23 protein-coding genes and 1 pseudogene are annotated in these 23504 nt (G+C 70.5%); 10 read left to right on the top strand and 14 right to left on the bottom strand.

The features are described from left to right. On the bottom strand, positions 1-400 hold a 400-nt coding region (locus BIV23_RS45990; RefSeq protein WP_177239824.1), incomplete at its 3' end, for a phosphotransferase. A 189-nt stretch (positions 401-589) separates the two neighbouring features. Beyond that, entirely contained in the window at positions 590-1072 is a 483-nt protein-coding gene (locus BIV23_RS10125) for a MarR family winged helix-turn-helix transcriptional regulator (protein WP_071380458.1), read from the bottom strand. Positions 1073-1136: 64 nt separating this feature from the next. On the opposite strand from BIV23_RS10125, the gene BIV23_RS10120 reads away from it, so the two are divergent. The 5 genes from BIV23_RS10120 (at position 1137) to BIV23_RS10100 (ending at position 7174) form a co-directional block, all read left to right on the top strand. Further along, entirely contained in the window at positions 1137-1517 is a 381-nt protein-coding gene (locus tag BIV23_RS10120; protein ID WP_071380457.1) for a tautomerase family protein, read from the top strand. 191 nt (positions 1518-1708) lie between these two features. Beyond that, positions 1709-2089, top strand: a complete 381-nt coding sequence (locus BIV23_RS50235; RefSeq protein ID WP_071380456.1) for a hypothetical protein — start codon at positions 1709-1711, stop codon at positions 2087-2089. A gap of 1882 nt (positions 2090-3971) precedes the next feature. Continuing rightward, entirely contained in the window at positions 3972-5030 is a 1059-nt protein-coding gene (locus BIV23_RS10110; RefSeq protein ID WP_071380455.1) for a bifunctional DNA primase/polymerase, read from the top strand. Beyond that, positions 5027-6580, top strand: a complete 1554-nt coding sequence (locus tag BIV23_RS10105) for a DNA primase family protein (protein WP_071380454.1) — start codon at positions 5027-5029, stop codon at positions 6578-6580. The genes BIV23_RS10110 and BIV23_RS10105 overlap by 4 nt, the downstream gene beginning before the upstream one ends. Before the next feature lie 204 nt (positions 6581-6784). Beyond that, positions 6785-7174, top strand: coding sequence for a DUF6009 family protein (locus tag BIV23_RS10100; protein WP_071380453.1), 390 nt, complete (start codon positions 6785-6787; stop codon positions 7172-7174). A 108-nt stretch (positions 7175-7282) separates the two neighbouring features. Here BIV23_RS10100 and BIV23_RS10095 read toward each other — a convergent pair. Continuing rightward, positions 7283-7518, bottom strand: a pseudogene (locus BIV23_RS10095) (TetR family transcriptional regulator); the annotation flags it as partial. A gap of 194 nt (positions 7519-7712) precedes the next feature. Then, positions 7713-8399 carry a TetR/AcrR family transcriptional regulator gene (locus tag BIV23_RS10090; RefSeq protein WP_071380452.1) on the bottom strand — a complete coding sequence of 229 codons (687 nt, stop codon included), beginning with the start codon at positions 8397-8399 and terminating at the stop codon, positions 7713-7715. A 53-nt stretch (positions 8400-8452) separates the two neighbouring features. Between BIV23_RS10090 and BIV23_RS10085 the strand changes: the two genes are divergently transcribed. After that, complete coding sequence (locus tag BIV23_RS10085) at positions 8453-9571, top strand: FAD-dependent oxidoreductase (RefSeq protein ID WP_071380451.1); 1119 nt, start codon at positions 8453-8455, stop codon at positions 9569-9571. Positions 9572-9787: 216 nt separating this feature from the next. Here BIV23_RS10085 and BIV23_RS10080 read toward each other — a convergent pair whose 3' ends face one another. Beyond that, the gene (locus BIV23_RS10080) at positions 9788-10441 is read right to left on the bottom strand and encodes a TetR/AcrR family transcriptional regulator (protein WP_071380450.1); all 654 of its coding nucleotides are present in this window, start codon (positions 10439-10441) and stop codon (positions 9788-9790) included. A 151-nt stretch (positions 10442-10592) separates the two neighbouring features. Here BIV23_RS10080 and BIV23_RS10075 point away from each other — a divergent pair, with 151 nt between their 5' ends. Together BIV23_RS10075 and BIV23_RS10070 are read left to right on the top strand one after the other, a co-directional pair. Next, the gene (locus BIV23_RS10075; RefSeq protein WP_071380449.1) at positions 10593-11579 is read left to right on the top strand and encodes an alpha/beta hydrolase; all 987 of its coding nucleotides are present in this window, start codon (positions 10593-10595) and stop codon (positions 11577-11579) included. A gap of 171 nt (positions 11580-11750) precedes the next feature. After that, on the top strand, positions 11751-12587 hold the full coding sequence (locus BIV23_RS10070; RefSeq protein WP_071380448.1) for an NAD(P)-binding domain-containing protein: 837 nt from the start codon (positions 11751-11753) through the stop codon (positions 12585-12587). 130 nt (positions 12588-12717) lie between these two features. Here BIV23_RS10070 and BIV23_RS10065 read toward each other — a convergent pair whose 3' ends face one another. Then, the gene (locus tag BIV23_RS10065; protein WP_071377413.1) at positions 12718-13032 is read right to left on the bottom strand and encodes a replication initiation protein, RepL2; all 315 of its coding nucleotides are present in this window, start codon (positions 13030-13032) and stop codon (positions 12718-12720) included. Continuing rightward, positions 13032-13484, bottom strand: a complete 453-nt coding sequence (locus BIV23_RS10060) for a MarR family transcriptional regulator (RefSeq protein WP_071377350.1) — start codon at positions 13482-13484, stop codon at positions 13032-13034. Before BIV23_RS10060 ends, BIV23_RS10065 begins: the two co-directional genes overlap by 1 nt. Positions 13485-14406: 922 nt before the next feature. Here BIV23_RS10060 and BIV23_RS10055 point away from each other — a divergent pair. Next, positions 14407-15672 (top strand): ParA family protein, encoded by a 1266-nt coding sequence (locus BIV23_RS10055; RefSeq protein ID WP_071380447.1) that lies wholly within the window; start codon positions 14407-14409, stop codon positions 15670-15672. Beyond that, positions 15669-16925, top strand: a complete 1257-nt coding sequence (locus tag BIV23_RS10050; protein ID WP_071380446.1) for a ParB/RepB/Spo0J family partition protein — start codon at positions 15669-15671, stop codon at positions 16923-16925. Before BIV23_RS10055 ends, BIV23_RS10050 begins: the two co-directional genes overlap by 4 nt. 40 nt (positions 16926-16965) lie before the next feature. On the opposite strand, the gene BIV23_RS10045 is transcribed toward BIV23_RS10050, so the two are convergent. The 7 genes from BIV23_RS10045 to BIV23_RS10015 are packed head-to-tail and all read right to left on the bottom strand — an operon-like array spanning position 16966 to position 23446. Next, a complete protein-coding gene (locus tag BIV23_RS10045; RefSeq protein ID WP_071380445.1) occupies positions 16966-17811 on the bottom strand; it encodes a class I SAM-dependent methyltransferase in 846 nt (281 codons plus the stop codon). Next, positions 17805-18620: an alpha/beta fold hydrolase gene (locus BIV23_RS10040; protein WP_245790482.1), complete on the bottom strand. Its 816-nt coding sequence runs from the start codon at positions 18618-18620 to the stop codon at positions 17805-17807. The genes BIV23_RS10045 and BIV23_RS10040 overlap by 7 nt, the downstream gene beginning before the upstream one ends. Next, positions 18617-19255, bottom strand: a complete 639-nt coding sequence (locus BIV23_RS10035; protein ID WP_071380444.1) for a substrate-binding domain-containing protein — start codon at positions 19253-19255, stop codon at positions 18617-18619. Before BIV23_RS10035 ends, BIV23_RS10040 begins: the two co-directional genes overlap by 4 nt. Next, a complete protein-coding gene (locus tag BIV23_RS10030) occupies positions 19248-19991 on the bottom strand; it encodes a DUF6182 family protein (protein WP_071380443.1) in 744 nt (247 codons plus the stop codon). The genes BIV23_RS10035 and BIV23_RS10030 overlap by 8 nt, the downstream gene beginning before the upstream one ends. Beyond that, entirely contained in the window at positions 19988-21139 is a 1152-nt protein-coding gene (locus BIV23_RS10025) for a hypothetical protein (protein WP_071380442.1), read from the bottom strand. The genes BIV23_RS10030 and BIV23_RS10025 overlap by 4 nt, the downstream gene beginning before the upstream one ends. Further along, the gene (locus BIV23_RS10020; RefSeq protein ID WP_071380441.1) at positions 21136-22587 is read right to left on the bottom strand and encodes an NAD(P)/FAD-dependent oxidoreductase; all 1452 of its coding nucleotides are present in this window, start codon (positions 22585-22587) and stop codon (positions 21136-21138) included. Before BIV23_RS10020 ends, BIV23_RS10025 begins: the two co-directional genes overlap by 4 nt. Position 22588: 1 nt before the next feature. Then, a complete protein-coding gene (locus tag BIV23_RS10015; protein WP_071380440.1) occupies positions 22589-23446 on the bottom strand; it encodes a class I SAM-dependent methyltransferase in 858 nt (285 codons plus the stop codon). Positions 23447-23504 lie beyond the last annotated feature (58 nt).

The following is a 23504-nucleotide window of genomic DNA, read 5'->3' as shown; positions in this document are numbered from 1 at the left end:
GATCCGCCGCATCGACAGGCCGGGCAGACTTGAGGAAGCCCGCCAAAGTTTCGGCCGCGCTGTCGTGGCTGATTGGGGCGCGGTCGGCTGGATCGCCGGGAACCCATGTCGCAATGGTCCATGGCCGCGGGAAGCGTGCGGACGGTTCACCGATCCGCAGGGGAGTCGGGACCGGTAGTGGAAGGCACGGGGCCAGGGCGGGCAGCCACCGGTGCTCTTTGCGCAGGAGGGAGGGTGCTCGGTCCGTGCGCGGCATGCGCACGGCGAACTCGTCCCCGAGGCGCCACAGTTGGTTGTCCCAACCGCCGGCGACCTCACGCACGTCCAAGCCTGCAAGGTCAGGATGCTGCTCTCGCACCAGAGAGCGCACCAAGTTCTCATCGATCTCGAGGCTGTCCATGATCTCACTCAACCATCAGTCGTGGCTGACGACCCAGGCGTGGTGCCCGTTCGAAACAGGGCCGGACCTGATCAGCTGAGACGGCATCCGGGATTCATCCAGCCAGGACCACATCGCCCGAGAGTCCCGGCTTCCCCACGTCTCAAGTGAACTGGTCGCCGCGCGTCAGCGGCCCGACGCCGAACCAGATCATCGAGGACGGGACAGCTGGTCGCCCGCCTGCTCCAAGGCGGCCTCGTAGACGTGCAAGGCGGTGATGACTGTGGCGCGTTCCGCGGGGTCGAGACCGCGCATGACGCGTTCCCAGGCAGAGGCGCTTCCGGAAAGCCATTCGCCGATCGGTGCGGCGTAGGCGGGGGCGATGGCGATGATGCGGCGGCGGCGGTCGGCGGGATCGGCGGTGCGCTGCAGAACACCCGGCCGTGACAGCTCGCTGACCATGAGGCTGACGGTCGTCGGGGCCACCTCCAGCCGAGCGGCTAGCTCGTTGATGCTGGTGGGGCCGTCGTACTCCAGGTGGGCCAGCAGTGCGAGATGTCGCGGTGCCAGGTCCATCCCCTGGAGCGCCGCAGGTATGGGCAAGCGCTTGGCCCGGCCCACGAGCCGTGGCATGAGCAACAGCAGGGTGCGGACGGCCTCGTTGACGGCTGGGCCGTCCGATTCCATGGACATCTGCGACCTCTCCCAGATATCTTTGCAAACAAAGTCTTTGGATTCAAAGGGAACGAGGTCCACTATGCCGCATCTGACCGTCCACCTTCCAGAGAACAGGCTGACCGGGAACGAAACCATGCTCGTCGCCGCACTGACCGACTCTGTCGTCGACGTCTATGGCGAATGGGCCCGCGACCTCGTAAGCGTCCGCCTGACCGGAGTTCCCGCAGGGCGCTTCGCGCAGGGTGGCAAGGTCGTGGACACACATGCCGCGGTGATCTTGGGCGTCCGCGCCGGCGTCTTCGACCGCCCCGACGCCGCCCAGATCACCGCGCGCCTCGGCACCGCGCTCACCGACGCGATCACGCGCGTCGTCGGTGATGACCTCCGCGCCGTCACCACGGTCGAACTCGTGGCGTCACCGCCGGAACGTACCTTCGTCGGCGGCGCCCTCACCGCGTGACGCTCCGCTCTGGGCCGCCTCACGACCCGGCTGTACTCAGGCTCAGCAGCGGTAGTAGGGATGGAACGGGCTCCACCGTGTTTCCGCGTCGGCTTCATCGGGCTGGCGCGGTGGCGGGATGGCTTCGCGAAGGAAGAACGCGTCGTAGATCCTGGGGCTTCGGTGGAAGGCGATGAACTTGTGGTGGAGAAATGCTGCTCAAGCCATCGGATCAGGGAGTCCTTGCGGTCCTTGGGGACGTAACCGAGAAGGATGTTGCGGACGGTGATCTGCTCGACGAGCCAGGTGCCGTGGCCGGCGGCGACAGCGCGGCGTTCCCACGCCCGGCCGGCGAGAAGTCCGGCGAGTGTCACGACTTGAGGGTGGAAGACCATCGTGAGCGTCAGGTCCGGAGCGGGGGGTTTCCGGGGGCCGTCGGTGAGGATGCGGCGTGCAGTATCGAGCAGATCGCACGGGTCAGCGCTCTGATGCAGCCAGGCGAAGTACATTTTTCGCGCTTCCGGATAGGCGTTGCGAACCCAGCGGCGTCCGTGACGCGCCACCAGGTTTCGGTGGTGTCTCTGGGCTCGTAGCGTGTCGGGGAGTCTGCTGATGTCAACTTGCTCGTCGGCGTTGGCGATGCCGTTGCCGATCCGGCCTGGAAAGTGAAGCTCACCGCGCGACCAGCGGAACGTCCGTACCGGATCGACATCCTCGAACCGGCTCGTCACACAGTCCCGCAGCGGACGCCGACAACGACCGCGTACCGCGTCGACGTACGACAACTCGACGCACGGCCCTACCTGATCCACTCATCTGGTACAGCCATCCGGCACCCCCAGCGCCCTCAGTCGCGCGACTAGGTTCGCTGAGACAGAAGCCCGAACGGCTTCGTTCGTTGAGAAAACGACTCGCTTGAGTGAGACAGGACACGCGGCCCGGGAAGTAGAGCTACGAGCATCGACCGGGCGACGACCTATTACGCCGTAATAGAGCGAAGCCAGTGGACACGGTGCAAGAGGTCGTCGATGGCGACACCGGGGGAGAGGGGACAACCCTGAAGGCGAAGTCCTGCTCCCCTTCCCGAGAGGGCGGGCTGCTCGGCGTCAGACTGGGCGAGGGCACGAAGTGCGTATGCGAAGCCCGCGGGGCGGGAGTCCGCGGCAATGGGCGTGCGTAGGGCGTTTTCGAGTGTCAGCCGTCGGTCCCGCCGGAGCGGGTTGGTGCGGCTGCCGACCGCCGCGGGCAGCACCAGGCGACAGGGGCCACCTGTCAGCGGGGCCGAGCAGTCGGGCGGCCAAGGAGACCCGCTCCCGCTGTAGTTCTCGCGCAGTGATGGTCCGTGAGACCAGAGGGAAGCCGTGCATCACACCGGCGACGACACTGAGCTGAGACCGGGACGCACGGACACCCCTGCCGGCGGCCAACGGGCGGTCGCTTCACAGTCGTCGGGTCCCCCGGGAAACGGGGAATCTGGCGCTCCGACAGTCGCACTGGTGACGTGTCGCCACCCAGCCGTTCGCGGCGAGCGTCGTCAGGACCCCTGTTCTCGAGGATCTTTCGACCTGCGGATGAAAGACGGGGCAGAACCTCTGGACCGGGGCCGTCCCGAACCCGCAGCGACATCAGGGACTGATTGTCAGGGACTGAAGAGCGAACCGACGAGCAGGGACCGAAGGATGCTCGCTCACCGCCCCCCAGAGAGGCCACTGGTGACGATTCGTCGGCCGGTCTCCGACCGAAGGCCAGGGACCAACAGGGTCCGCAGGGCCCAACAGGGGCTGTACCGGGGGACTGAAGGGACTGCGGCTCTTTCGGTCCCTGGCCTTCGGTCCCTGGTATTTGCGCAGGTCAGAGGCGTACTGCAACGCGAGAGAGGGACTGTAGGGACTGAAAAGCGCAATTATGACGTAGAGAAGAGATGTGTTCAGATGCGCGCGCGCATACAAACACACATATACAAGTACAGCTCATAATTGCCGAGTTCAGTCCCTACAGTCCCTTATCCAGTGGGGGATAGGGCCCTGACCTGCGGTTATGCCCGCCCAGCCGCCAGGGTCCGACCAGTTCCACAGACCCTGCGCTTTGGTCCCTGGCCCCTTCGGTCCCTCGCGCCGGCCGGTGGGCGCCGGTGCCCCGGCCCTCCACCGGCCCTCGCTCGTCCCGCTCGTCCCGGCTCCGTCCTCAACAGGCCAAAACGGACTGTGCTCTTCAGTCCCTTCAGCCCCTAGGGTGAGAGCTGCAGTACTGAGAAGGGACCCAAGGGACCCACACACGCGAGAGAAGGGGCGCGGGGCCCGACACACTCTCTTTTTCAGTAGGGTGGGCCGTACACTTTTTTCGCATCAGAGTCCCTTCGGTCCCTGGCGGGGCGAAAACCCCACGCCAGATGTGTGAAGTGATCGGGCAGACAGAGTGACGAGGACGATTCCCGTGCCGGGCGAAGGTGAGAGCCGCGACAGTGCGGCACCAGTCGTGCCCGGGTCCGCGCACGCTGTCGCGCGGTGGTGCGTCGCCCAGGGCTGGCCGGTCCATCCGCTGGCCCCGGGTCGCAAGACTCCTGTCCGGAACTGCCCTGACTGCACAGGGAACAGGCACGAGCCGGCGTCGTGCCCCTGCCTGCCCGCAGGACGCCCTTGTCACGGCTTCCATGCCGCCACCGCCGATCCCGGCCTCGTCGAGCGTTGGTGGGCCGCTACGCCCTCGGCAGGGGTGGGTGTCGCCTGCGGCCCCGCAGGGCTCGTCGTCATCGACGTTGACGCGCACCAGGCGCCGGTGCCCGACCGGGGGCACCTGCTCCCGGGCATTCCCATCCCCGATCAGGTACGACTGGACGGACTGGCCTCCGGTTTCGACACGTTGGCCCTCCTGGCGGCGTACCGGGGGGAGAACTCGCCCGCCGAGGACGCGAACACGTTGAGGGTGCGTACCCCTTCGGGTGGGCTGCATGTCTGGTACCGCAACCCCGACAACTCCGTCCGCTACAGGTGTTCGACCGGCTCCGCCCGGCACACCGCGCTCGCCTGGCAGGTGGACGTACGAGCCGAGGGTGGCTACATCGTCGCTCCGGGGACCAGGACGCCGCAGGGTGTCTACCGTGCGGAGGGAACGGCCCGGCGTCCGGCCGTGCTGCCCGAGTGGCTCCAGCGGGAACTGCGTCGTACGGGACATGTGATCGGGGACCGGACCCCCGCCCCTGCGGGCGTATCCGACTCGCTCCCGGTCCCGCCTCCACCCAGGGGGAGGACACGTGCGGCCGGGGCCGATCAGCTCATCGATCCGCTGATCGCCCTGGTCGCGGAGTGCGCCGCCGCCCCGCAGGGGACCGGGTTCTCGGAGAAGCTGAACCGCGCGGCCTACACGGCCGGCGGGCTCGTCGGGGCGGGGCATCTGGAGCACGCGGCCATTCGTGACCGGCTCCTCCGTGTCGCCCAGTACGCCCGCCCTTGGCAGCAGTCCCGCAATGAAAAGATCGTCGACGACGCCCTTGCCGTAGGGTCCGTCCGCCCTCTCCACCTCAAAGGACGTCCATGAGCAGCAGCGCCGAAGGCTCGCCGCGTTTCGACCCGCAGGCCGCCGCTCAGCAGATTCTCGACCTGCAGGCGGCGGATCCGATCGCGGGTCAGGCCCGGCTCCCCGCGCAGGGATACATGAACGTCTCCGTGCCGTCCCGGGGGCACGGGGGAGCCGACCCGGTGCCGTTGATGCCTCCGTCCCTCTCCGACCGCGGGAACGCCCGCCTCTTCGTGCAGCAGCACCGCGACCAGTTCCGCCATGTGGAGGGCCTGGGCTGGTTCGCCTGGGACGGTTACCGGTGGAAGCGCGCGGGAGGGGAGAAAGCCGCGCTGTGGGCCGCCGGGGAGATGGCCGAGGACATGCCCGGCACCGACCCGCGCGGGGTCTTCAGCGACCGGGAACTCGCGCAGCACAAGCGCCGTACGCTGTCCACCACCGGTCTGAAGGCCCTGCTGACCCAGGCGAAGGCCTCACCGGACATCTCCGTGGACCCCGACCAACTGGACGGGGATCCCTACGCCCTGTGCACGCCCGTCGGAGTGGTCGACCTGCACAGCGGACGCCTGCGCAAGGCCGACCCCACACGTGACTTCCACTCCCGTGCCACCAGCGTGGCCCCCCAGGGGATGGAGACCCCTCGCTGGCACCGGTTCCTCGCCGACACCTTCGGTGACGACGACGAGGGCCAGGAGATGATCGACTTCCTGCACCTGCTGCTCGGGTACTCCATCACCGGTGACGTGGGAGCCCAGGTTCTGCCCTTCCTTCACGGTGAGGGCAAGAACGGCAAGTCCGTACTGCTCGACATCATGATCCAGATCCTCGGTGACTACGCGGACGCGGCTCCGCCGGGCTTCCTGATGGACCGTGGTGCCTTCTCCGAGCACTCCACCGAGCTGACCGAACTGCACGGCCGCCGCCTGGTCGTGTGCAGCGAGCTGAAGCCGAACGACAAGTTCGACGAAGCACGTGTCCGGCTCCTGACGGGCGGTGACAAGATCAAGGCCCGACGGATGCGGCAGGACTACTTCTCGTTCACCCCGACCCACCACCTGTGGCTGCTGGGCAACCATCGCCCCGAAGTGTCCACGGGCGGCTTCGCGTTCTGGCGGCGCATCCGTCTGCTGCCGTTCACCCGGACCGTGCCGGCGCACCGCAGGATCGACAACCTCGCCTTCGAACTCGTCCGTGACGAGGGCCCGGGGATCCTGCAGTGGCTCATCCAGGGCGCGCAGCGCTATCTGCTCACCAGGGACCCGCTGGAAGGCCCTGACCGGGTCCGTTTCGCCACGACGGCGTACGCCACCACGGAGGACCACATCGGCCGTTTCCTGGCCGAGTGCTGCACGCGCGACTGCGACTCCGGCAAGGACCTGCGGGTGGAACAGGGGCTGCTCTACTCGGAGTACAGCTCGTGGTGCAACGCCGGTGAGGGCATCCGGCCCGCGACGCCCCGCGCCTTCGCCAACCGTGTCCGCCAGGAGGTGGGCGTGGCCTCACCGACCGACATGATCAAGTCGAACGGCCGGAAGTACTATCCGGGCATCGCCCTGCTGGAGCACCCATGACGGCCGACTCCCGTCGGCTCTCACCACCACACGCCCTACACCGTGGTCGTCGTGCGCTTTACGATGGTGGGCGGGTCCCGTGTACGGCGGCCTCCCGGCAGAGCGGGTCGCCCCTCGGCGGCGGGCAGGCCGGGGCGAGACGGAAAGACGCCCGGCCATGTCCGATGGCCGGGGGAGCACGCCCATGAAGGAGAGGCTGCAGCCATGAGTTCGCTGTTGACCGAGAGCGACCTCATCCACGAGGCCGAGGTGGTGTGGCTGGAGAACCTCGAACGGCTCGACTACGTCCGTCAGGCGCTGGACAAGACCAGGCGGCGCAACACCAAGCCGCCGTACGCACGCGACGGGCGCATGGTGGGCTACGCGCTGCTGGACGAGGGCGCCTCCCCGGACCCGGACAGCGGCCTGTACAAGCGCCGGGTGTTCTTCCTGCTGCCCCACGACCGTGACAGCCTGCCCGACGGCCTGTACCGCGAGGGGGCCCCGGGGGAGGCGGTCGACCCGCGCACCATCGCCCCGAAGAAGCCGGGGGCGAAGACACCGCGATCCCAGAGCGGTTCCGGGTCCGTGGTCATAGCGACGTCGGCACCCTGACGCCGCGCCCGCCGAGACGGCGCGGCGCTCGCCGGGAGCCGAGGACTTGTGCCTGCGGCCCGACCTGAGCCGACAGCTCTCCACTACGACGACGCACCGGGTCCTCGGCCGGTTGACAGCGATGATGTTCTCGACGTAACGGGCAGGGCGACGGTGACGGGGGGGGCTTCGCGCAACCGGGGGTCGTCGATGGCGTGCTCGATGGCCGTGAGACGGGACTCGTCATCGCGGCCGGCAGGTCCCCGCGGGAGGCGAAGCGCCGGTAGACCGTGGACCGTACGCGGGTCCGCCCCCGCTTCTGCGGCGATGCTCGCGATACTCGCGCCCGGGCCGGTGGCGAGCATCCGCGCAGCGGCTTCGACGGCGGCGGTGCAGTCGATGCCGGGGACGGAGAAGCCGTAGAGGCGGCGGACTTCGTCGCTGAACCAGCCGAGGCCGGCGAGTTCGGTGGTGGTGTCGCTGGTGAGGTGCTCCGGCGTTCGGCGACCGCGTTCCGGGAGCACCGAGCCCGATGCGCTCTTCCGGACCAAGACAACGGTCAAGGATGGGTGAGTCTGGCGGCCACGGCGTCGAGGACCCAGTCCAGGCCGGTCGCGAAGGACAGCTCGGCGTCCACGTCCGTGGCGTCGTGCACGGCCTTGGCCAGCGCCGGGAAGCGGCCCGTGGCCAACATCCTCGTCACATGCGGACCGGAGGCGCGCTGCCAGTCGCGCTTGGACAGGCCCGTGGCGCGCTCGGCCCGCAGGTTCGCGATCTCGCGCCTGATCGCGCCGGTGAAGTAGGCGCTGACCGTCTCCACGGCGCGCATGACGGTGTCGATGTCGGCGAGGCCGTCGAGGGCGGCCAGCGTGGCCTCGGTCACGGCGAGGCCGTTCGGGCCCAGGGTCGGGCGCCCGCCGAGCAGGTCGGCCAGCCATTCGTGACGGAGAGCGGCCTGCCTGGTGCGGTGGGCGAGGGTGCGCAGCGCCTCCCGCCAGTCAGCGGGCCGCTCCTCGGGGAGGATCTCGGCCTGGACCTCGTCCACCATGAGGTCGAACAGCTCCTGCTTGGTGGAGATGTATCCGTACAGTCGCATCGGGCCGGCGTTCAGCCGGGCGGCGACCTTGCGCAACGACACCGCCTCCAGCCCGCCCTCGTCGGCCAGCGTGATGGCGGCGGCGACGATCCGCTCCCGGTCGAGCGGCACAGGGCGAGCCGGCGGCTCCGGCCGGTCCCACACAGTCATGGTCACATCGTACTGTTGCGATGCATCGTATGGGAGCAATACAGTGTATCGACATGAGACATCGCATCGCTGTGGTCGGGGGCGGCCCCGCCGGACTCACCTTCGCCCGTGTCCTGCACCGCCATGGTCACCCCGCCACCGTCCTCGAACGCGATCCCACCCCCGACGCCCGCCCCCCGGGCGGCACGCTGGACCTGCACGAAGGGCTGGGCCAGCTCGCGCTGGAGAAGGCGGGTCTGCTGGCGGGGTTCCAGGAGCTGTCCCGCCCCGAGGGGCAGGCCATGCGCATCCTGGACGTGGACGGGACCGTCCTGCGCGACTGGCGACCCCGCCCGGATGACCGGGCCAATCCCGAGATCGACCGCGGGCAACTCCGTGACCTGCTGCTCGGCCCGCTCGACATCCAGTGGGGCCGGGGCGTGACGCAGGTGGCGCCGGGGAGCCGGGATGGCGTGCTGGTCCATTTCGCGGACGGGCGGCAGGAGACGTTCGACCTCGTGGTCGGCGCGGACGGCGCCTGGTCCCGGATCCGCCCGGCAGTCTCGCCGGTGACGCCGCGCTACACCGGCGTCACCTCGGTCGAGACCTCCCTCGACGACATCGACACCCGCCACCCCGATCTCGCCCGGTTGATCGGCGACGGTTCCGTGGCCGTGTACGGCGTGAACCGCTCCCTCGTCGCCCAGCGCAACAGCGGCGGCCACGTCAAGGTGTACGCCAAGTTCCGCGCGCCGCTGGACTGGCACACGAACCTGGACCTGGCCGACGTCGAGGCCGTGCGATCGCGCCTGCTGGCTCTGTTCGACGGCTGGGCCGCGCCCGTCCTCGACCTCCTCCACCACGGCACCGCGTTCGTCCACCGCCCCTTCTACACCCTGCCCGTGTCCCACACCTGGACCCACGTCCCCGGGGTGACGCTCCTGGGCGACGCCGCCCATCTGATGCCGCCGCTGGGGGCGGGCGCGAACCTCGCGATGCTGGAAGGCGCCGAACTCGCCGAGTCCCTCGCCACCGGTCCTGGAGATCCGGACGATACCGTCCGCGCCTTCGAGGAACAGATGTGGGCACGGGCCGGCCGGTGGGCGAAGATCACGACGGCCGGTCTGGAACGTCTCGTGAGCCCTGACCCCGCCGAGGCCCTCGCCTTCTTCGACCAGATCCAGCCGTCCTGACCGCCGAGCACGAGAGCACCGGCACCAGCGCACGCCTGAACCGTGCGGCAGGGTCGCAGGGCGATGGTCTGGTACTCGGAGCAGGTGCCGAGGCCGACCGCGCCGTACTCGCGGCCGATGCCGCGCGCCGTGAAGCCGCCGGAGCGGATGCCCGCGGCCCCTCTCAGGTCAACCCCATCGCTTTCACCGGGCCGCGGCCGCCGCAGGCCCGGCGCCTCAGGCGATCTGGGCCTCGACGTGGGCGAGTTGGGCGGCGAGGATCTCTTCGAACGCGGCGCGGCGGTCTGCGCCGAGGGGGCGGACGTCGCGGGCGAAGTGGGCCAGGGCGGGGAAGCGTTCGGGGTCGGCGCCGAGGACGGCCACGCGGAACTGCTCCATGCCCTGTTCGTACTCCTTGGGGGTGAGGGTGCTGATACCGGCCTCGGAGGCGATCAGCGCGGCGAGGAGGATCACGATGCGGTGGTAGCGCACCGGGATCTCCTGGTCGGGCAGGCCGGACGTGCGCAAGGCCTGCAGCACCTCCTCCATGACCGACCGGGATCCGCTGCCACCGGACCCGTACCGTCCCCAGATCGCGGCGAGTTGGGGTTGCTCGCCGAAGGCCTCGCGCAGGTGCAGGGCCAGGCTGGTGACGCGCTGCTTCCAGTCGCCCTCGGGGCGGTAGCCGTCCATGGCGGCCAGCAGGATCCGGTCGGCGACCGCGCGCATCAGTTCGGTCTTGTTGCGGAAGTGCCGGTAGAGGCTGGAGGAGTCGGTCCCGAGCGCCGCGGCGAGCTTGCGCACGCTGAACGACTCGGCGTCGCTCGTGCGCAGCAGTTCCGCCGCCGTGTCCAGGATCTCCTCGGTCGACCATCGCCTTCGGCCAGTCATCTCGCCCCTCTCGTCCGGACTCAGTCTAACCTATGCACTTGCTGATGCACGCAGTGCGTGCATAATGAGGGCAACGCAGGTGCAGCAGGTAGTGCACCGTCCGACCGCAGCGGCGCGCCCGGCATCCGGCCGGGGGAGGGGAGAAGGACACATGAGCGAGGGCGCTAACGGGACCACCGGCGAGGCCACGACCGCGACACGGCCGCCGGAGCCGGACTTCTCGGCGATCACGACCGAGGAACTGCTCGCCTACCGCGCCGCGGAGAACCACTGGCGGGCCTCCGGCGCGGCGCGGACGATCCTCGGAGAGCCGGACCCCGGCGCCGCGATCGTCTGGCAGGAGATCGCCCTGCCCGGCCGCGACCTCCCGGTCCGGGTGTACCGGCCGGCCCCGACGGGAGAAGGCGAGACCACAGCCGGGACCGACCTGCCACTCGTGGTCCATGTCCACGGAGGCAGCTTCGTGGGCACGGCGGTGCAGTGCGACTGGGCCAACAGCCACCTCGCCGCCCGCCTGCCCGCCCTCGTGGTCTCGGTCGAGCACCGCCTCGTCGCCCCGGACAGTCCGCTCGCGAACGCCGCCGACGACGGCTGGGACGTGCTCGAGCACGTGGTGCGGCACGCCGAGCAGTGGGGCGCCGACCCGGCACGTACGGCCGTCTTCGGTGAGAGCTGTGGCGCGCTGATCAGCGCCCTGTCGGCCGTCCGGGCCCGGGAGGCCGGCCTGGAGCTCAGGGCGCAGGTGCTGGTCAACCCCGCGGTCGACGTGACCGAGTCGATGTACGACTACCCCTCGATCGCCGAGTTCGCATACAGCCCGACCCGCGCCCTGCCCCAACTGCGGCTCTTCCAGCGGCTCTCCGTCCCGCCGGGAGCCGACGCCCGCGCCGTCTCACCGCTGTACGCCGACGATGTGAGCGAGCTCGCCCCGGCGCTCGTGGTGGTGCCCACCCAGGACGCCGTCGCCGATCACGGCCGCCGCTACGCCGAGCGGCTGCGCGTGGCCGGGACGCCCGTGCGGCTTTCCGAATACCCGGGTGCGAAGCACGCGTTCCTCGCCCTACCCGGCGTGGAACCACAGGCCGAGGCCGCCCGGGCGGAGATCCTCGAGTTCCTCCGCGCGGCCCTGGCAAAGTGAGGAGGAGCGGTGCACCCCACCGCCCTTGGACTTGCTGACACCTGCGGCAGCGACGTCATCCCCGTCCACGCGAGGACGGGGACGTCGTCGCGGTCGCACTGCTGTGGAGAAGACCGCGGCTGACGTGACGTCGGCCCCGCACGACCCCCACACACCCATGGAGGAAACACAGTGCAGCGCATCGGCGTCATCGGAGTGGGAGAGATCGGCCGGGCCATCGTCGAGGGCCTGTGTGACGAGGGTGGTACGTCGCCGGGCATCTTCCTCTCTCCCCGGGGGGCCCGAACCGCCGCCGAACTGTCCGAGCGCTACGAGGGCGTCCGGGTGTGCGCCGACAACCAGGAGGTGGTGGACCGCTCCGAGCTGGTGATCATCGCCGTGCGCCGCCAGGACCACCACGAGGCCCTCGCCGGGCTGGAGTTGGACGACCACAAGACCGTGGTCAGCCTGCTGGCCGGTGTCGCCATCGACGACCTGCGCCGGACCCTCGCCACCGGCGCCCCGATCGTCCGCGCCATCCCGCTGCCGGCGGTGCGCGAGCGCCGCTCCGCCACCGTGACCTGCCCCTCGCACCCGGTGGTGGACTCCCTCTTCCAGCAACTGGGCGGGGCGCTCCCCGTCGAGGACGAGGATGCCTTCAACGTCTTCTCCGCGCTGACCGGGACGCTCACCGCCCACTACAGCTACCTCGCCACGCTCACCTCATGGGCTGCCGGGCACGGCATCGCCTCCGACACCGCCGACCGGTATGTGCGCGGCCTCTTCCGGAACGTCGGCCGTTCCCTGGACGACGGGACCCGCCCGCTGCACCGACTCGCCGCCGACCACGAGACACCCGGAGGGAACAACGAGCGCATCCGCACCACCTGGTTCGATCCGGCGAACGCGACAGCCCTCAAGGAGGCGCTCGACGGCCTTCTCGCCGATCTGAGGCAAGAGCGTCCGGCCGGACCCGCGTTCAGCCCGGACCGCCCCGCCGGTCGCGACGGCTCGGCGGATCCGGCGTAAGCGGAAGGCGACAGTCTCGCGGTGCCGTTGTGGCGTTGTGGGGCCGTCGTCCTTGCCGTCGGGTCAAGCGGAACGTTCCTGGGAACGCGCCTCATGTACGTGACGTCAATGAGGCGCGCTCTCCGGGACGTCAGGTCGCGGCGCGGCGCAGCGGGACGACGACTCTCTCGCCCATGCGCTTGGGGTCGAGGCGGTAGTACTTGATGTGACCGATGCGCTCGGTCTCCTCCAGCCAGCCGGCCTCGATGACCTGCTTGCGGGTGCGGGAGAAGACGGGCGGGGCCATGCCGACGAGCTTGGCCAGGTTGGCGGCGGTCTCCAGGACGGCGCCGGACCGGTCGGTCGGGTGGAGGGCGTACAGCATGACGACGAGACGCTGATTGGCGCTCATGCCGGCCGTCTTCTCAAGCAGTTCGAGGTTCTTCTGCTTGTCGTCGCTGCTGATCACTGGGCCTCCCACCGTGCAGGAATGTTGTCGTTGAATCCGGGGATGTCCGGCGGGTTGCACGTCTTTACGGCTTCACGCTGCTCGATCCCTGTGCCGTGGAAGGCGATGTACGGGCTGATTCGGTACAGATTGTAGTTGCCGATACGGCCTCGCACGACCAGGATGCGGTGTTTGGCCAATTTCCTGTTGATCTTTCCGACGGCGTCTGTGGACATCCCTACACGTTTGGCGATGTCCGCACCAGTGGCGCGCAGCGGCTCCATGCCCTCGGGTGACACACCGATCCACCAGAGGATGAGGAACTTCTGACTGGGTGTGAACGCCTTGGACTCGGTGATCGCCTCGACGCGGGCCTTGTCGACTTGGGTGTGTCTGCCGGAGAAGGCGTACGGCGCATAGGGGACCGGCTCGCCCGTGTCGGCGTCGACGAGTCTGCGAAGTGCTCCCAACGGGCCCTCCGAGTAAGGGGGGTGTTTGGCGGTCAATGAGGGACGACCCCTGAGGCCGACCAGATGAACCTAACGTACATGAGCAGGAAGTCAATTAAGTCCGCCTGTCGGCCGTGTCGGATGTCGTCACGTTCACCGTCCGTACCCCTCCGGTGCGGACGCTCCCCGGCCTGGCTCATGTACGTCACGTCAATCTGCCACGTCTGTAGGAACCGGGTACTCAGTTCCTGTGGACGTGGTGGCAGTTTCTACGATCGTGGTGGCAGTCGGCAGGATCGTGGTACCCGGTTTTCAGGGACCGGGTGCACGTCCGTGGGATCTGGGTACTCGGTTCCGTCGATCGCCCTCCGCTGTTGCAGGAACTGCCTGGCAGTTCCTGGGATCTGGGCCGTCTCGTGTGTTTCTGCAGGTCAAGTGGCGTTTGTCGAGCGCGCTCTCTTACCCTTGTCAACGGTCGGACAAGCCCGTCCCCGGATCATCCGCTTTGATGCCGAACTACGTGGCCCACCGACCTCGGCCCCGCAGCCGGTGCGCCACGTCCGTCCCGCGCTCCACCCCGGGTCGAGCCATCGTCCAGCGCGCGCGGCCGACGGCGGCGCCACGCACCCACGACCCCGCTGCTTCCCGGCGCGTACGGCCTTCGGCACGACGAAACGGATGCGCGCCGGGAAGTGGCGGGGCAGCGGGGTCCAGGGGCCGGCGAAGGCCCCTGGTACCACGCAGCCGCGCCATGTTCGCCGACAACGAGGGCCGGGACGCCGACGGATGGGGTGCGCGGACGAGGTGCTGCGCGAAGTCCGTGACCCGCGCCCGGAAGCGGACCGCGGCAGGAGAGGTCTGGGCCCGGAGGACGTGGACGAAAAGGTCTCCAACTAACGTGTCGATGCTTGTAAGAATCGCGGACGTTAGTAAGGTGTCGTCCATGAGTTCGCCAGCCACGTCCAGCGACCGCGAGAAGGTCGTCTCCAAGCTGCCGGGATGGCTCCGGCAGAACCTCAAAGTCCGGGCCGCCCAGCACGGTGTCGAGATCCAGGCGGCCGTCGAGCAGGGCATCCGGGACTGGTGCACCCTTGCCTTCACTCCCGCTGCCGTCGACACCTCCCGCTCCGACTCGTTCTCCACCTTCCTGCCGCCCGGCCAGTGGGACGAGTTCCGCCACATCGCCGGCGAGCGCGGGGTCTCGCTCATCCAGGGCCTGGCGCAGTCGGTCCAGCTGTGGCTCGACTCCAACCCGGCGCCGGACGTCGAACGGCCCGAGAACACCCGTCGCATCATCGTGTGCAACCAGAAGGGCGGCGTGGGCAAGACCGCGATCACCGCGGGTGTCGGTGAGGCGCTCGCCGAGGACGCCAACAGCCTGCACTCGGTGCGGGTGGCCAAGGCGCTCGCCGAGGCCCTGCGGGCGAGTGAGGCCCACGCCGACGACGTGCCGGTCGGCGAGGACCCCCTGAACATCGAGAACCTGCCCGGGCTCGGGCTGCGGGTCCTGCTCGTCGACTTCGACCCGCAGTGCCACCTCACCAACCAACTCGGGGCGGCGCCCGTCCCGATGAACGGCGACAGCCTCACCAACCACATGGCGGGCGACCCGAAGGGCGACCTGCGCGATCTCATCGTCTCCATCGACGACGAGACCTTCGACGGCCGGCTCCACCTGCTGCCCGCCTGCAACGACGCCTTCCTGCTCGACGTCCGCCTCTCGGCCGTACGTGCGAGGGAAGCGGCGCTGGAGCGCGCGCTCGCCCCGCTCGAGACCGACTACGACGTGATCCTCGTGGACTGCCCGCCGAGCCTCGGCCTGAGCATGGACGCCGCGGCGTACTACGGCCGCCGGCGCGACGGCGAGAAGCTCGGCCAGTCCGGTGCGCTGATCGTGGTGCAGGCCGAGGACAGTTCCGCGGACGCCTACGAGCTGCTCACCACACAGATCGACGACCTGCGCGGGGACCTCCAGGTCGACATCGACTACCTCGGCATCGTGGTCAACCTCTACGACTCGCGCCGCGGGTTCATCGCCACCTCCTCGTTGCAGGGGTGGGTCGACATAAAGGATCCCCGGGTCGTCGGGCTCATCGGCGATCTCAAGGAACAGAAGGAAGCGGTCCGGATGAAGCGGCCCCTGCTGTCCTACGCCCCCAAGTCGCAGCAGGCGATCGGGATGCGCGCGCTCGCCAGGGAGATCGTATGAGCAAGGCCGATCAGCTGGGTGCCGGACGCTTCGGCGGGGGAGTGCGCCCGGTCAGCGCACGCCGCCAGGCCGTGGCCGCCGCCACCGGCGTGCCCACGGAGGGCGTTGCCCCGCCCACCGAACTCCCGCCGCACCGCGTGAGCCTCAACCCGGACAACCCCCGCTCCAGCCTCGGTGATCTGACCGACCTGACGGGCAGCCTGGCGACACACGGGCAGAAGCAGGCGATCACGGTCATGAACCGCGACGCCTACATCAAGGCCAACCCCGAGCGCGAGGCCGACCTCGAACCGGACACCACCCATGTCGTGATCGACGGCAGCAGCCGTCTCGCCGCCGCCCGTGAGGCGCGGCTGGCCGTCGTCAAGGTGATGGTGAGTGACGACCAGGGCGCCAACTCCGAGGAACTGCTGGAGTCGGCCCTCGTCGCGAACATCCACCGGCACGACCTCGGAGAACTCGACGAGGCCCGGGCCCTGCGGCGGCTGTTGGCGATCCATGGCAGCCAGACCGCGCTGTCCAAGCGGCTCCACCGCTCGCAGGGCTGGGTGTCGCAGCGCCTCGCCCTGCTCAACCTGACCCCCGAACTGCAGGGCCGCATCGGTGAGGAGCCCATCGACCTGCTGCGGGCCGTGGCCAACAAGCCGGTGGAGAACCAGGAAACGGCGCTGCGGGAGCTCAAGGAGGAGCGGGCCCGGCGCGAGGAGGAGAAGCGGAGCCGGAAGCAGCCACCGGAGAGCTCCGAAAGTCCGGACAGTTCGGACAGGCCGGACAGGCCGGTGAGTTCGGAGAAGCCGGCGAGGCGGGAGCCGGAGGGCGAAGTGCCCGCGCCGGACGTACCGCCGGTGGCCGCCGGGGAGCAGCCGGACGAGCCCGAGGGTCGGCATGAAAGCGGAGGCGACACCGAGCCGGACGTACCTGCACCGCACGTCGCGCAGGCACCGGCGCAGGCTCCGGCACCGGCCGCCGACGAGGCGGATGCGCAGCAGCCGGTACCGGAGCCGCGGGCGGAAGCGCCCGTCTCCCGGCCGCGGGCGGACAGTCAGTCCGGCGCCCGGGTTCGCACGGTGCCGTACAACGAACCCGGCACCCTCGCCATGCTCCTGGACCGGAACATCGAAGACGACGACACCTTCTTCGACCTGCTCCGGTTCCTGAGCAAGAAGGGACGCGAGCGGGATCCCGCCCGGCTCGCGGAGCTGGCGCGGTCCTTCGCCGAAGACGCCGAACGAGCGGCCGTACCGGGAGAGTGATCCGGTGCGGGAGCCGGGTGCCGGGGTGACGACGCCGTGATCACCCCGGCACCGTGCCGACCGCGAGTACGTTGCCCTCGCTGATGTAGCCGTCGGGGTCGTCCAGCGGATGGCCGGGCAGGTCCGGGTCGACGAACCGCCGCCATTCCTCGTGCAGTCCGAGTGCCAGGGCCTGACCGGCGAGCTGTGCGCAGGCCGTCGCGTAGAAGCCGCGCGCCGCGGGGGACAGGGGAGCGTAGTGCTCGATCACCGTGGTCTGCTGGCGTACGCGTGTCAGTCCGGCCTGCCTGAAGTGGCGGTACAGCTCGCGGGTGCGCAGCAACTGGCGGGCGTAGCCCGGTCCGCTGCCCGCGGCCCGGAAGAAGTCGGTGAACAGGTAGGGGTCGGCCGGCCGTGCCGTGATCAGATGCGCGTCCAGGTCCTTGACGGCGACGATGCCGCCCGGACGTACCACTCGGCTGAATTCGGCGAGAGCCACGGCCAGTTCACCGTCATCGAGGTACTGCACGGTGTTGGAGCACCACACGGCGTCAAAGGCATGGTCCGGGAAGGGGAGCTCCAGCAGGCTGGCCCGGTACACCTGGACGGGGCAGGGCAGTTGTCCTTCGCGGGCTCGGTCCGCGGCGAGCGCCGCGTTCTCCGCGGCGAGGTCGACGGCGGTGATCCGGCCGCTTTCGCCGACGAGACGGCCGAGGTGGGGGAGGAAGTCGCCGGAGCCGCAGCCCGCGTCCAGCACGCGCTGCCCCGGGCGGATGCCCGCCTGGCCGAGGAGGGCGAGGTAGGGGCGTTCGCAGGCGCGGAAATGGGCGTCGACGACGGTGTGGTGGGTGAATCCCAGGCCGTTCGAGGAGGCGTGGCCCCAGTGCTTGTGGTCCTCGGTCAGCATGACGGCGCCCCGGTCTCCGTGCGGCGTGCGGCACGTACGGGGCGCGGGGCCGCGATGTCGCCCAGAAGGTCGAGCAGTGCACCGGTGACCGCTTCGGGTGCTTCGAGCGGCGCGAGATGTCCGGCGCCCGGCACGGTGACGAGGGTGCTCTGCGGAAGGGCGTCGGCGACAGCCTGTGCTTCCTGCGCCGTCACCAGTTCGTCCTCGGCCCCGGCGATCACCACGGCGGGCACGCGGGTGGCGCGGAGCAGCACGGTGGAGTCCGTGCGGGCCGCGATCGCCCGTTGGGCCCAGGCGAGGGCCGCCGGGTCGGCGGCGCGGGCGTCGGCGAGGACACGGGACAGCACGTGCGGGCGGTGCTGCCGGGTGGTGGCGCCGACCAGCAGTGGCGTGGCGCGCTCCAGCACTGCTTGCCTGCTCCGTTCGTCCTGGACGAGCTCCGCGAACCGCATGCGCTCGGCGGCTGTTCCAGGGGAGTCGGCGGTGGCTCGCGCGGACAGCAGGGCGAGCCCCGCGACGCGGTCGGGGAAGCGGCGCAGGAATGCCATCGCCGCGTAGCCGCCCATGGACGATCCCACGAGGACGGCCCGGTGGCTGCCGAGCCGGTCGAGCGCGCGGGCGACGTCGTCGGCCACGACGTCGAGGCAGGGGGGCGCGGTGCCGAGCGGGGCGGTGCCGAAGCCACGCTGGTCCAGGGCGATGACGGGGTGACCCGCCGCACGCAGGGCCCGTTCCTGCGCCTGCCACATCGTGGCGTGCAGGGACAGCGCATGCAGCAGGACCACGGTGGGCTCGGACGCGGCGGTCAACGGGATGCCTCCGCCTCGGCGGTGGTGATGAAGTCCCTTACATGGAAGGGGAGTTCCGTGCCTCGCCGCCATGCCACCGTGACCGGGGCGGACGGCAGGTCGTGGATCGGCACGACGCGGACGGCGGGTGGTGCGACGTCGGCGAGCGAGACCAGGGAGATGTGCACCGCTTCGCCTTCGGCGACCAGAGCCATCATCTCGGGGATGGAGCCGACCCGCCGGTTGCGGCGGATCGGACGACCGGCCGGGGTGCGCGGCGGAACGACGTCGTCCCACACGTAGTCGGGGAAGGCACCGGGCCGGGCGAAGGTGTCGTAGTCGGCGAGTTCCTCGACGGACACCGACGCTCGAGCGGCCAGAGGGTGCGCGGCGCCGACGAGGACGGCGCGGGCGTCCTCGGTGAGCACCCGGCTGGTGACCAGGTCGGGTTCCCGCAGGCCGAACTTGACGATCATCAGGTCCAGTTCGCCGGCGCGCAGGTCGCGGAACGGGTCCGTGACGTCGTACGCGCTCAGCCGCACCGCTGACCGGTCCCGGCCGGCGAGCCGGGTGATGTGGTGCGCCACCTCCGGGGAGCCGTGGTAGCCGAACCGGATGACGCGGACGTCCGTGGCGGTCGGGGTGTGATCAAGCAAGAGGAATCTCCTCTGTCAGCCCGGCGGCGGCGCGCAGCCGGTTCGGGTCGTGGTCGTCGGCGATGACCCGCACGCCGGCCAGGCGCGCGGGTGTGCCGATGACGCGTGGCACCTGGCGCAGGCTCAGCTGGTCGCCGGGGGCGATGAGCCCGTCCAGCACGGCTTCGACCAGCACGTGATTGAGGTGCACCAGGGCCTCGGCGATGGTGCATCCGGCGGTGGCGATGTACAGGGCCCTGCGGACACGGGGACGGTCGGCGAGGCGGGGAACCCCGGGGACGTCGACGACGACGTCCGGCCGGGCCGGGAGCGCGGCAGGGGCGTTGAAGAGCTTCAGGAGCCTTCGCAGTGCGGCGCTCCGCGCGGCGGAGCCGGGCGCGGTCCACGCCGCTGAGAGGTCCGGCGCGACGTGTGCGAAGGAGAACCGCTCGCACAGGTGCGCCGGATCCCCCGCGAGGAAGACCGTGCGGGTGAAGCCGGCCCGCCAGGACGCCGCCTGCCGCGGGTCGATGCCGAGGGCGAACGCACAGGTGTCGCGGGTCCATCGGGCGAGGTCGAAGCTCCTGAGCACGACGACGGCCAGGGTTCCCTCGGTGGGGTCCTCGGCGGTGATGTCGCGCTGGGCCGCGAGCAGTCCTTCGTGGGAGGTCAGGTCGTGCCTGGCGGCCAGGCGCGGCCGGGCGGCGAGGATGCGCAGCGCGGCGTGCTCGCGCAGGGCCTGTTGTGTCAGCGTCATAGGAAGACCGTCGCCAGGAGGTCGAGGGCGGGTGCGGCACGACGTCTGCCGAGCAGGCCGGAGGTCAGCCGGTAGGGATCCACGTACAGCTGGTCCTTGCGGTGCCGCGCGAGGTGCTCCGCCAGTGGGCTCACCTCGTGCTGCGGCGCGGCCTCGAGGAGGCGCGCGGCCCGCCTCAGGGTCTGGCGCAGGAGATCGGCACGGAAGGACTGCTGTTGTCCGGGGCCGAGCACGGCGATGAAGTACAGCCGCATGCCCAGGCATACGGCGGCGGCGTCGTGTTCGGCGAGGGCGTTCTCCAGGAGCGGTCCGGCGTGCAGGTCTCGCCAGCCGCCGTGGCGTGCGGAACGGATCTGCCCGTCGACGGGCACCCTGCCGAGGCTCACCCGCCGCACGCGGGGCCCCTGCGCCGCGAGGACCCGTGCCAGTTGCTGGTAGTCGGGGTCGAGCTCGCCGTCGTAGAGGAGTACGACTTCGTCGAAGTCCGGTGCCAGCGGGAGGAGTTCACGCAGTGCACAGCACAGGTAGTTGGGGCGGCCGTCAGGGGTGACGAGTTGCCGCAGCGGCAGTCCGTGGCGCGTGAGATCCAGGTAGACGGGGCCGCCGACGTCCCGCTGGTCCAGGCACATGCCGAGAGCGGTGAGCCGGGAGAGCATCGCCTCGAGGGTGAGGCCGGGCGGCTGGTGGCGGAGCAGTCCGGGGTCGTGCAGCCCGAGTGCGGCGTACTGGCCGGACCACAGCTGCAGCACCCGGGCACTGGCGGGGTGCACCCAGCCGCGCTCGGCCGCGTCGTCGTAGGGACGCAGCGCTTCGGCCGGTGCACGGTCGGCGGCACGGAAGGCCACGTACAGTTCGCCGATCTGCTCCACGGTGAGGCCGCTGTAGTCGACGTCGCCGTGCGTGCGGTCGAGGAACTCCCAGAATCCCAGGGTCTGTTCCGTGGCGTGGTAGGTGGTGTGGCTGTAGCGGTAGGTGACCTCGGCGAGGGGTCGGGTGGCCCGGTACATCACGTCCGTCCACAGCAGCCCCTTGAGGTGGCTGGGGGTGAGCGGCTTCGACGGGGTGACGGTGATCGGCGCCAGCAGCACGCGGTGGCGCTCGGCCGGTCGTACGCGGGAGGCCGGCGCCTCCGGGGACAGGGTTGTCATACGAGTGCCCCTTCGGCCGCCGCGACCCGGCGTACGAGGTCCTGTCTGCCGACTCCGTCGGGCCGCGGCGCGGCGCCGGGGGCCGCCCGCCGGACCCGTTCGGCGAACTCCTCGTCGCCGAAGACCTCGTGCGGGGTGTTCAGTGTCATCAGGACGCGGGTGAGTCCTCGCCACACGGTGGCGTCACCGCGGGCCGCGGCCGCCACTTCCTCGAAGGCGGGCAGCGGGTCGCCCTCCGCGCGGACCGGGGTGGGCACGGGGGTGCCGGCCACGGCGGCTTTCCAGCGGGCGATGCGGAGCCGGTCGGATGCCGCGGACTGTTCGTACCACGGCACGAACAGGTCGTGGGTCAGCCGTGCGACGGCCCTGCGCTGGGCGATGTCGACGTCCGGCCGGTGCGCGAGGAGGTCGGCGATCCGGAAGGCGTGCTCCAGCGCGAGTGACATGCCGCGGCCGAACAGCGGGTTGGTGACGCAGGCGGCGTCACCGACCGGGAACAGACCGGCGACCGGCTGCTGGAGGGGGCCTGCCGAGCCCCGAAGGGTGTTGGGCGGGCACGCGATGACGCGGACGCCGCCGAGGGGTGTGCTGATGCCGTCGTCGAGCCAGGGAGACAGGCCCGGGGTGGCGTGTGCCGCCGCGGTGAATCCCTGGGGGGTCCGCAGGCCGTGCAGGGCCCGGTCGCCCGGCAGGGCGGCCAGGGCCACGGAGAAGGTGCCGCCGTCGCCGGGGTGCAGGACTCCCGCGTAGTGGCCGAAGATGTCGCCGGCCGCGTTGCCCCGGTTGAGCGGCCCCGGCCGGGTCGTGACGTCGAGAGTGTAGGAACGGGAGTACCCGGTGAGCCCGGAGGGGCTGGTGCGATCGGGTGCGAGCGGGATGCCCGCGGCGCGCAGCCAGGTGCGGGACAGGGCACGACGCCCGGTGGCGTCCACCACGATGTCGGCGGGCAGCCGTTCACCCCCGTCGGTCACGACGGCTCGTACGCGCCGTGCGGTGCGGTCGAGTTCGACGGCGGTGACGTGGACGCCGTGGCGCACGCCGACCCCGGCCGTGTCGCTGACCGTACGGTGCAGCAGCAGTTCCAGGGTCGAGCGGCGACAGCCCAGGGCGACGAGGTCGCTGTCGCCCGGCTCCGGGGCCCGGTCGGGGACGGTTGCGGGCAGTGCGCTGGTGAGGTCGAGCAGGTGGGCCCCGGCGGCGCGGGCCGCGGCAAGGACCTGGGGGGCTCGTTCGCGCAGGACACGCACCCCCAGCGAGGTGAGGGTGTGCGAGTGCCCTGCCTGCGGCACGGTGGGGCGGTCCTGCCACCGGGGCGCCGCCTGGGTGACGGATCCCCGGGGCGGTCGGGGTGCCCGCTCGAGGACCAGCACGCGGTAGCCGATGCCGGACAGGGCCAGCGCGCCGGCGAGTCCGGCGATGCCACCGCCGACGATCACGGCGGTCGGCATGTCAGCGCCGCCGTCCGTGGACGAAGAAGACACGACGGACGTCGCGTGCGCTGCGCGGCGGCACCGGGTCGGGCCAGCGCCCGTAGTCGGCGCCTTCCTCTCCCGGCTGGGCGGCCCGCACGGTGAAACCGTGTCTGTCGAAGAGCGCTTCCGGTTCGTCCGTGCCGAACAGCCAGGGGCAGCCCCATCCTTCGAACACGTCGAGCAGCCCACGCATGTGGGGCAGGGTCAGCGCGGCGGCGTTGACGATGTCCGCGGCGATCCGGCTGCCCGGTGCCGAGATCGCGGCGATCCGCTCGAGAATGCGATGCGTGTCGGGTTCGGGAATGTAGTAGAGCAGCCCTTCCAGCAGCCAGGTGGAGGGGACGGCGCGGTCGTACCCGGCGGCCTCGAGATCGGCCTCCCAGTCGGGGGACGTGAGGTCGACCGCGACCTTGCGGTGGTCCGTGCGGGGCGTTGCCGTTCCGAGCCGCTCCTGCTTGTACGCGAGGACGGCCGGGCGATCGACTTCGAACCAGCGCACCCGGCGCGGCCAGTCGAGCCGGTAGGCACGCGAGTCCATTCCGGCGGGGGCCAGCACGATCTGTGTCGTCTGCGGGTCCGCGGCGGCGTCCTGCAGGAAGTCGTCGAAGAACCGGGTGCGGATCGCGTTGTAGTCGGGGGTGCTCGGCAGGGACCGTGGCCGCCCCGGCGGGAAGGTGGCCGCTCGTACCTCCGCGAGGAGTTCGGGACCGATGTCCCCGGCGAGGGCGGCCGCGTACGGGTCGTCGTACAGGCGGTCCGGATTGCGGGACTCGGCGGCGCGCAGGGCGGCGGTGAGGAGGGCGGTGCGTTCGACGGCGTCGAGGGGTGCGGTCATGTCCGTCCTTGTGTCGTCCCGGTCTTGTCGGGGAGGCGCCCGGTGCGCGCGGTCGCGG

Origin of the sequence: Streptomyces monashensis (genome assembly GCF_001866665.1) — a bacterium.
In the GTDB taxonomy this organism is placed as follows: domain Bacteria; phylum Actinomycetota; class Actinomycetes; order Streptomycetales; family Streptomycetaceae; genus Streptomyces; species Streptomyces monashensis.
The sequence above is the reverse complement of the archived record's forward strand: the minus strand, read 5'-3'. Positions and strand labels throughout refer to the sequence as shown.

Coding starts and splice junctions, on each gene's coding strand:
- BIV23_RS10125 (WP_071380458.1), bottom strand. CDS start 1,072: ATGTCCATGGAATCGGACGGCCCAGCCGTCAACGAGGCCGTCCGCACC.
- BIV23_RS10120 (WP_071380457.1), top strand. CDS start 1,137: ATGCCGCATCTGACCGTCCACCTTCCAGAGAACAGGCTGACCGGGAAC.
- BIV23_RS50235 (WP_071380456.1), top strand. CDS start 1,709: ATGCTGCTCAAGCCATCGGATCAGGGAGTCCTTGCGGTCCTTGGGGAC.
- BIV23_RS10105 (WP_071380454.1), top strand. CDS start 5,027: ATGAGCAGCAGCGCCGAAGGCTCGCCGCGTTTCGACCCGCAGGCCGCC.
- BIV23_RS10100 (WP_071380453.1), top strand. CDS start 6,785: ATGAGTTCGCTGTTGACCGAGAGCGACCTCATCCACGAGGCCGAGGTG.
- BIV23_RS10090 (WP_071380452.1), bottom strand. CDS start 8,399: ATGACTGTGTGGGACCGGCCGGAGCCGCCGGCTCGCCCTGTGCCGCTC.
- BIV23_RS10085 (WP_071380451.1), top strand. CDS start 8,453: ATGAGACATCGCATCGCTGTGGTCGGGGGCGGCCCCGCCGGACTCACC.
- BIV23_RS10080 (WP_071380450.1), bottom strand. CDS start 10,441: ATGACTGGCCGAAGGCGATGGTCGACCGAGGAGATCCTGGACACGGCG.
- BIV23_RS10075 (WP_071380449.1), top strand. CDS start 10,593: ATGAGCGAGGGCGCTAACGGGACCACCGGCGAGGCCACGACCGCGACA.
- BIV23_RS10055 (WP_071380447.1), top strand. CDS start 14,407: ATGAGTTCGCCAGCCACGTCCAGCGACCGCGAGAAGGTCGTCTCCAAG.
- BIV23_RS10050 (WP_071380446.1), top strand. CDS start 15,669: ATGAGCAAGGCCGATCAGCTGGGTGCCGGACGCTTCGGCGGGGGAGTG.
- BIV23_RS10045 (WP_071380445.1), bottom strand. CDS start 17,811: ATGCTGACCGAGGACCACAAGCACTGGGGCCACGCCTCCTCGAACGGC.
- BIV23_RS10030 (WP_071380443.1), bottom strand. CDS start 19,991: ATGACGCTGACACAACAGGCCCTGCGCGAGCACGCCGCGCTGCGCATC.
- BIV23_RS10025 (WP_071380442.1), bottom strand. CDS start 21,139: ATGACAACCCTGTCCCCGGAGGCGCCGGCCTCCCGCGTACGACCGGCC.
- BIV23_RS10020 (WP_071380441.1), bottom strand. CDS start 22,587: ATGCCGACCGCCGTGATCGTCGGCGGTGGCATCGCCGGACTCGCCGGC.
- BIV23_RS10015 (WP_071380440.1), bottom strand. CDS start 23,446: ATGACCGCACCCCTCGACGCCGTCGAACGCACCGCCCTCCTCACCGCC.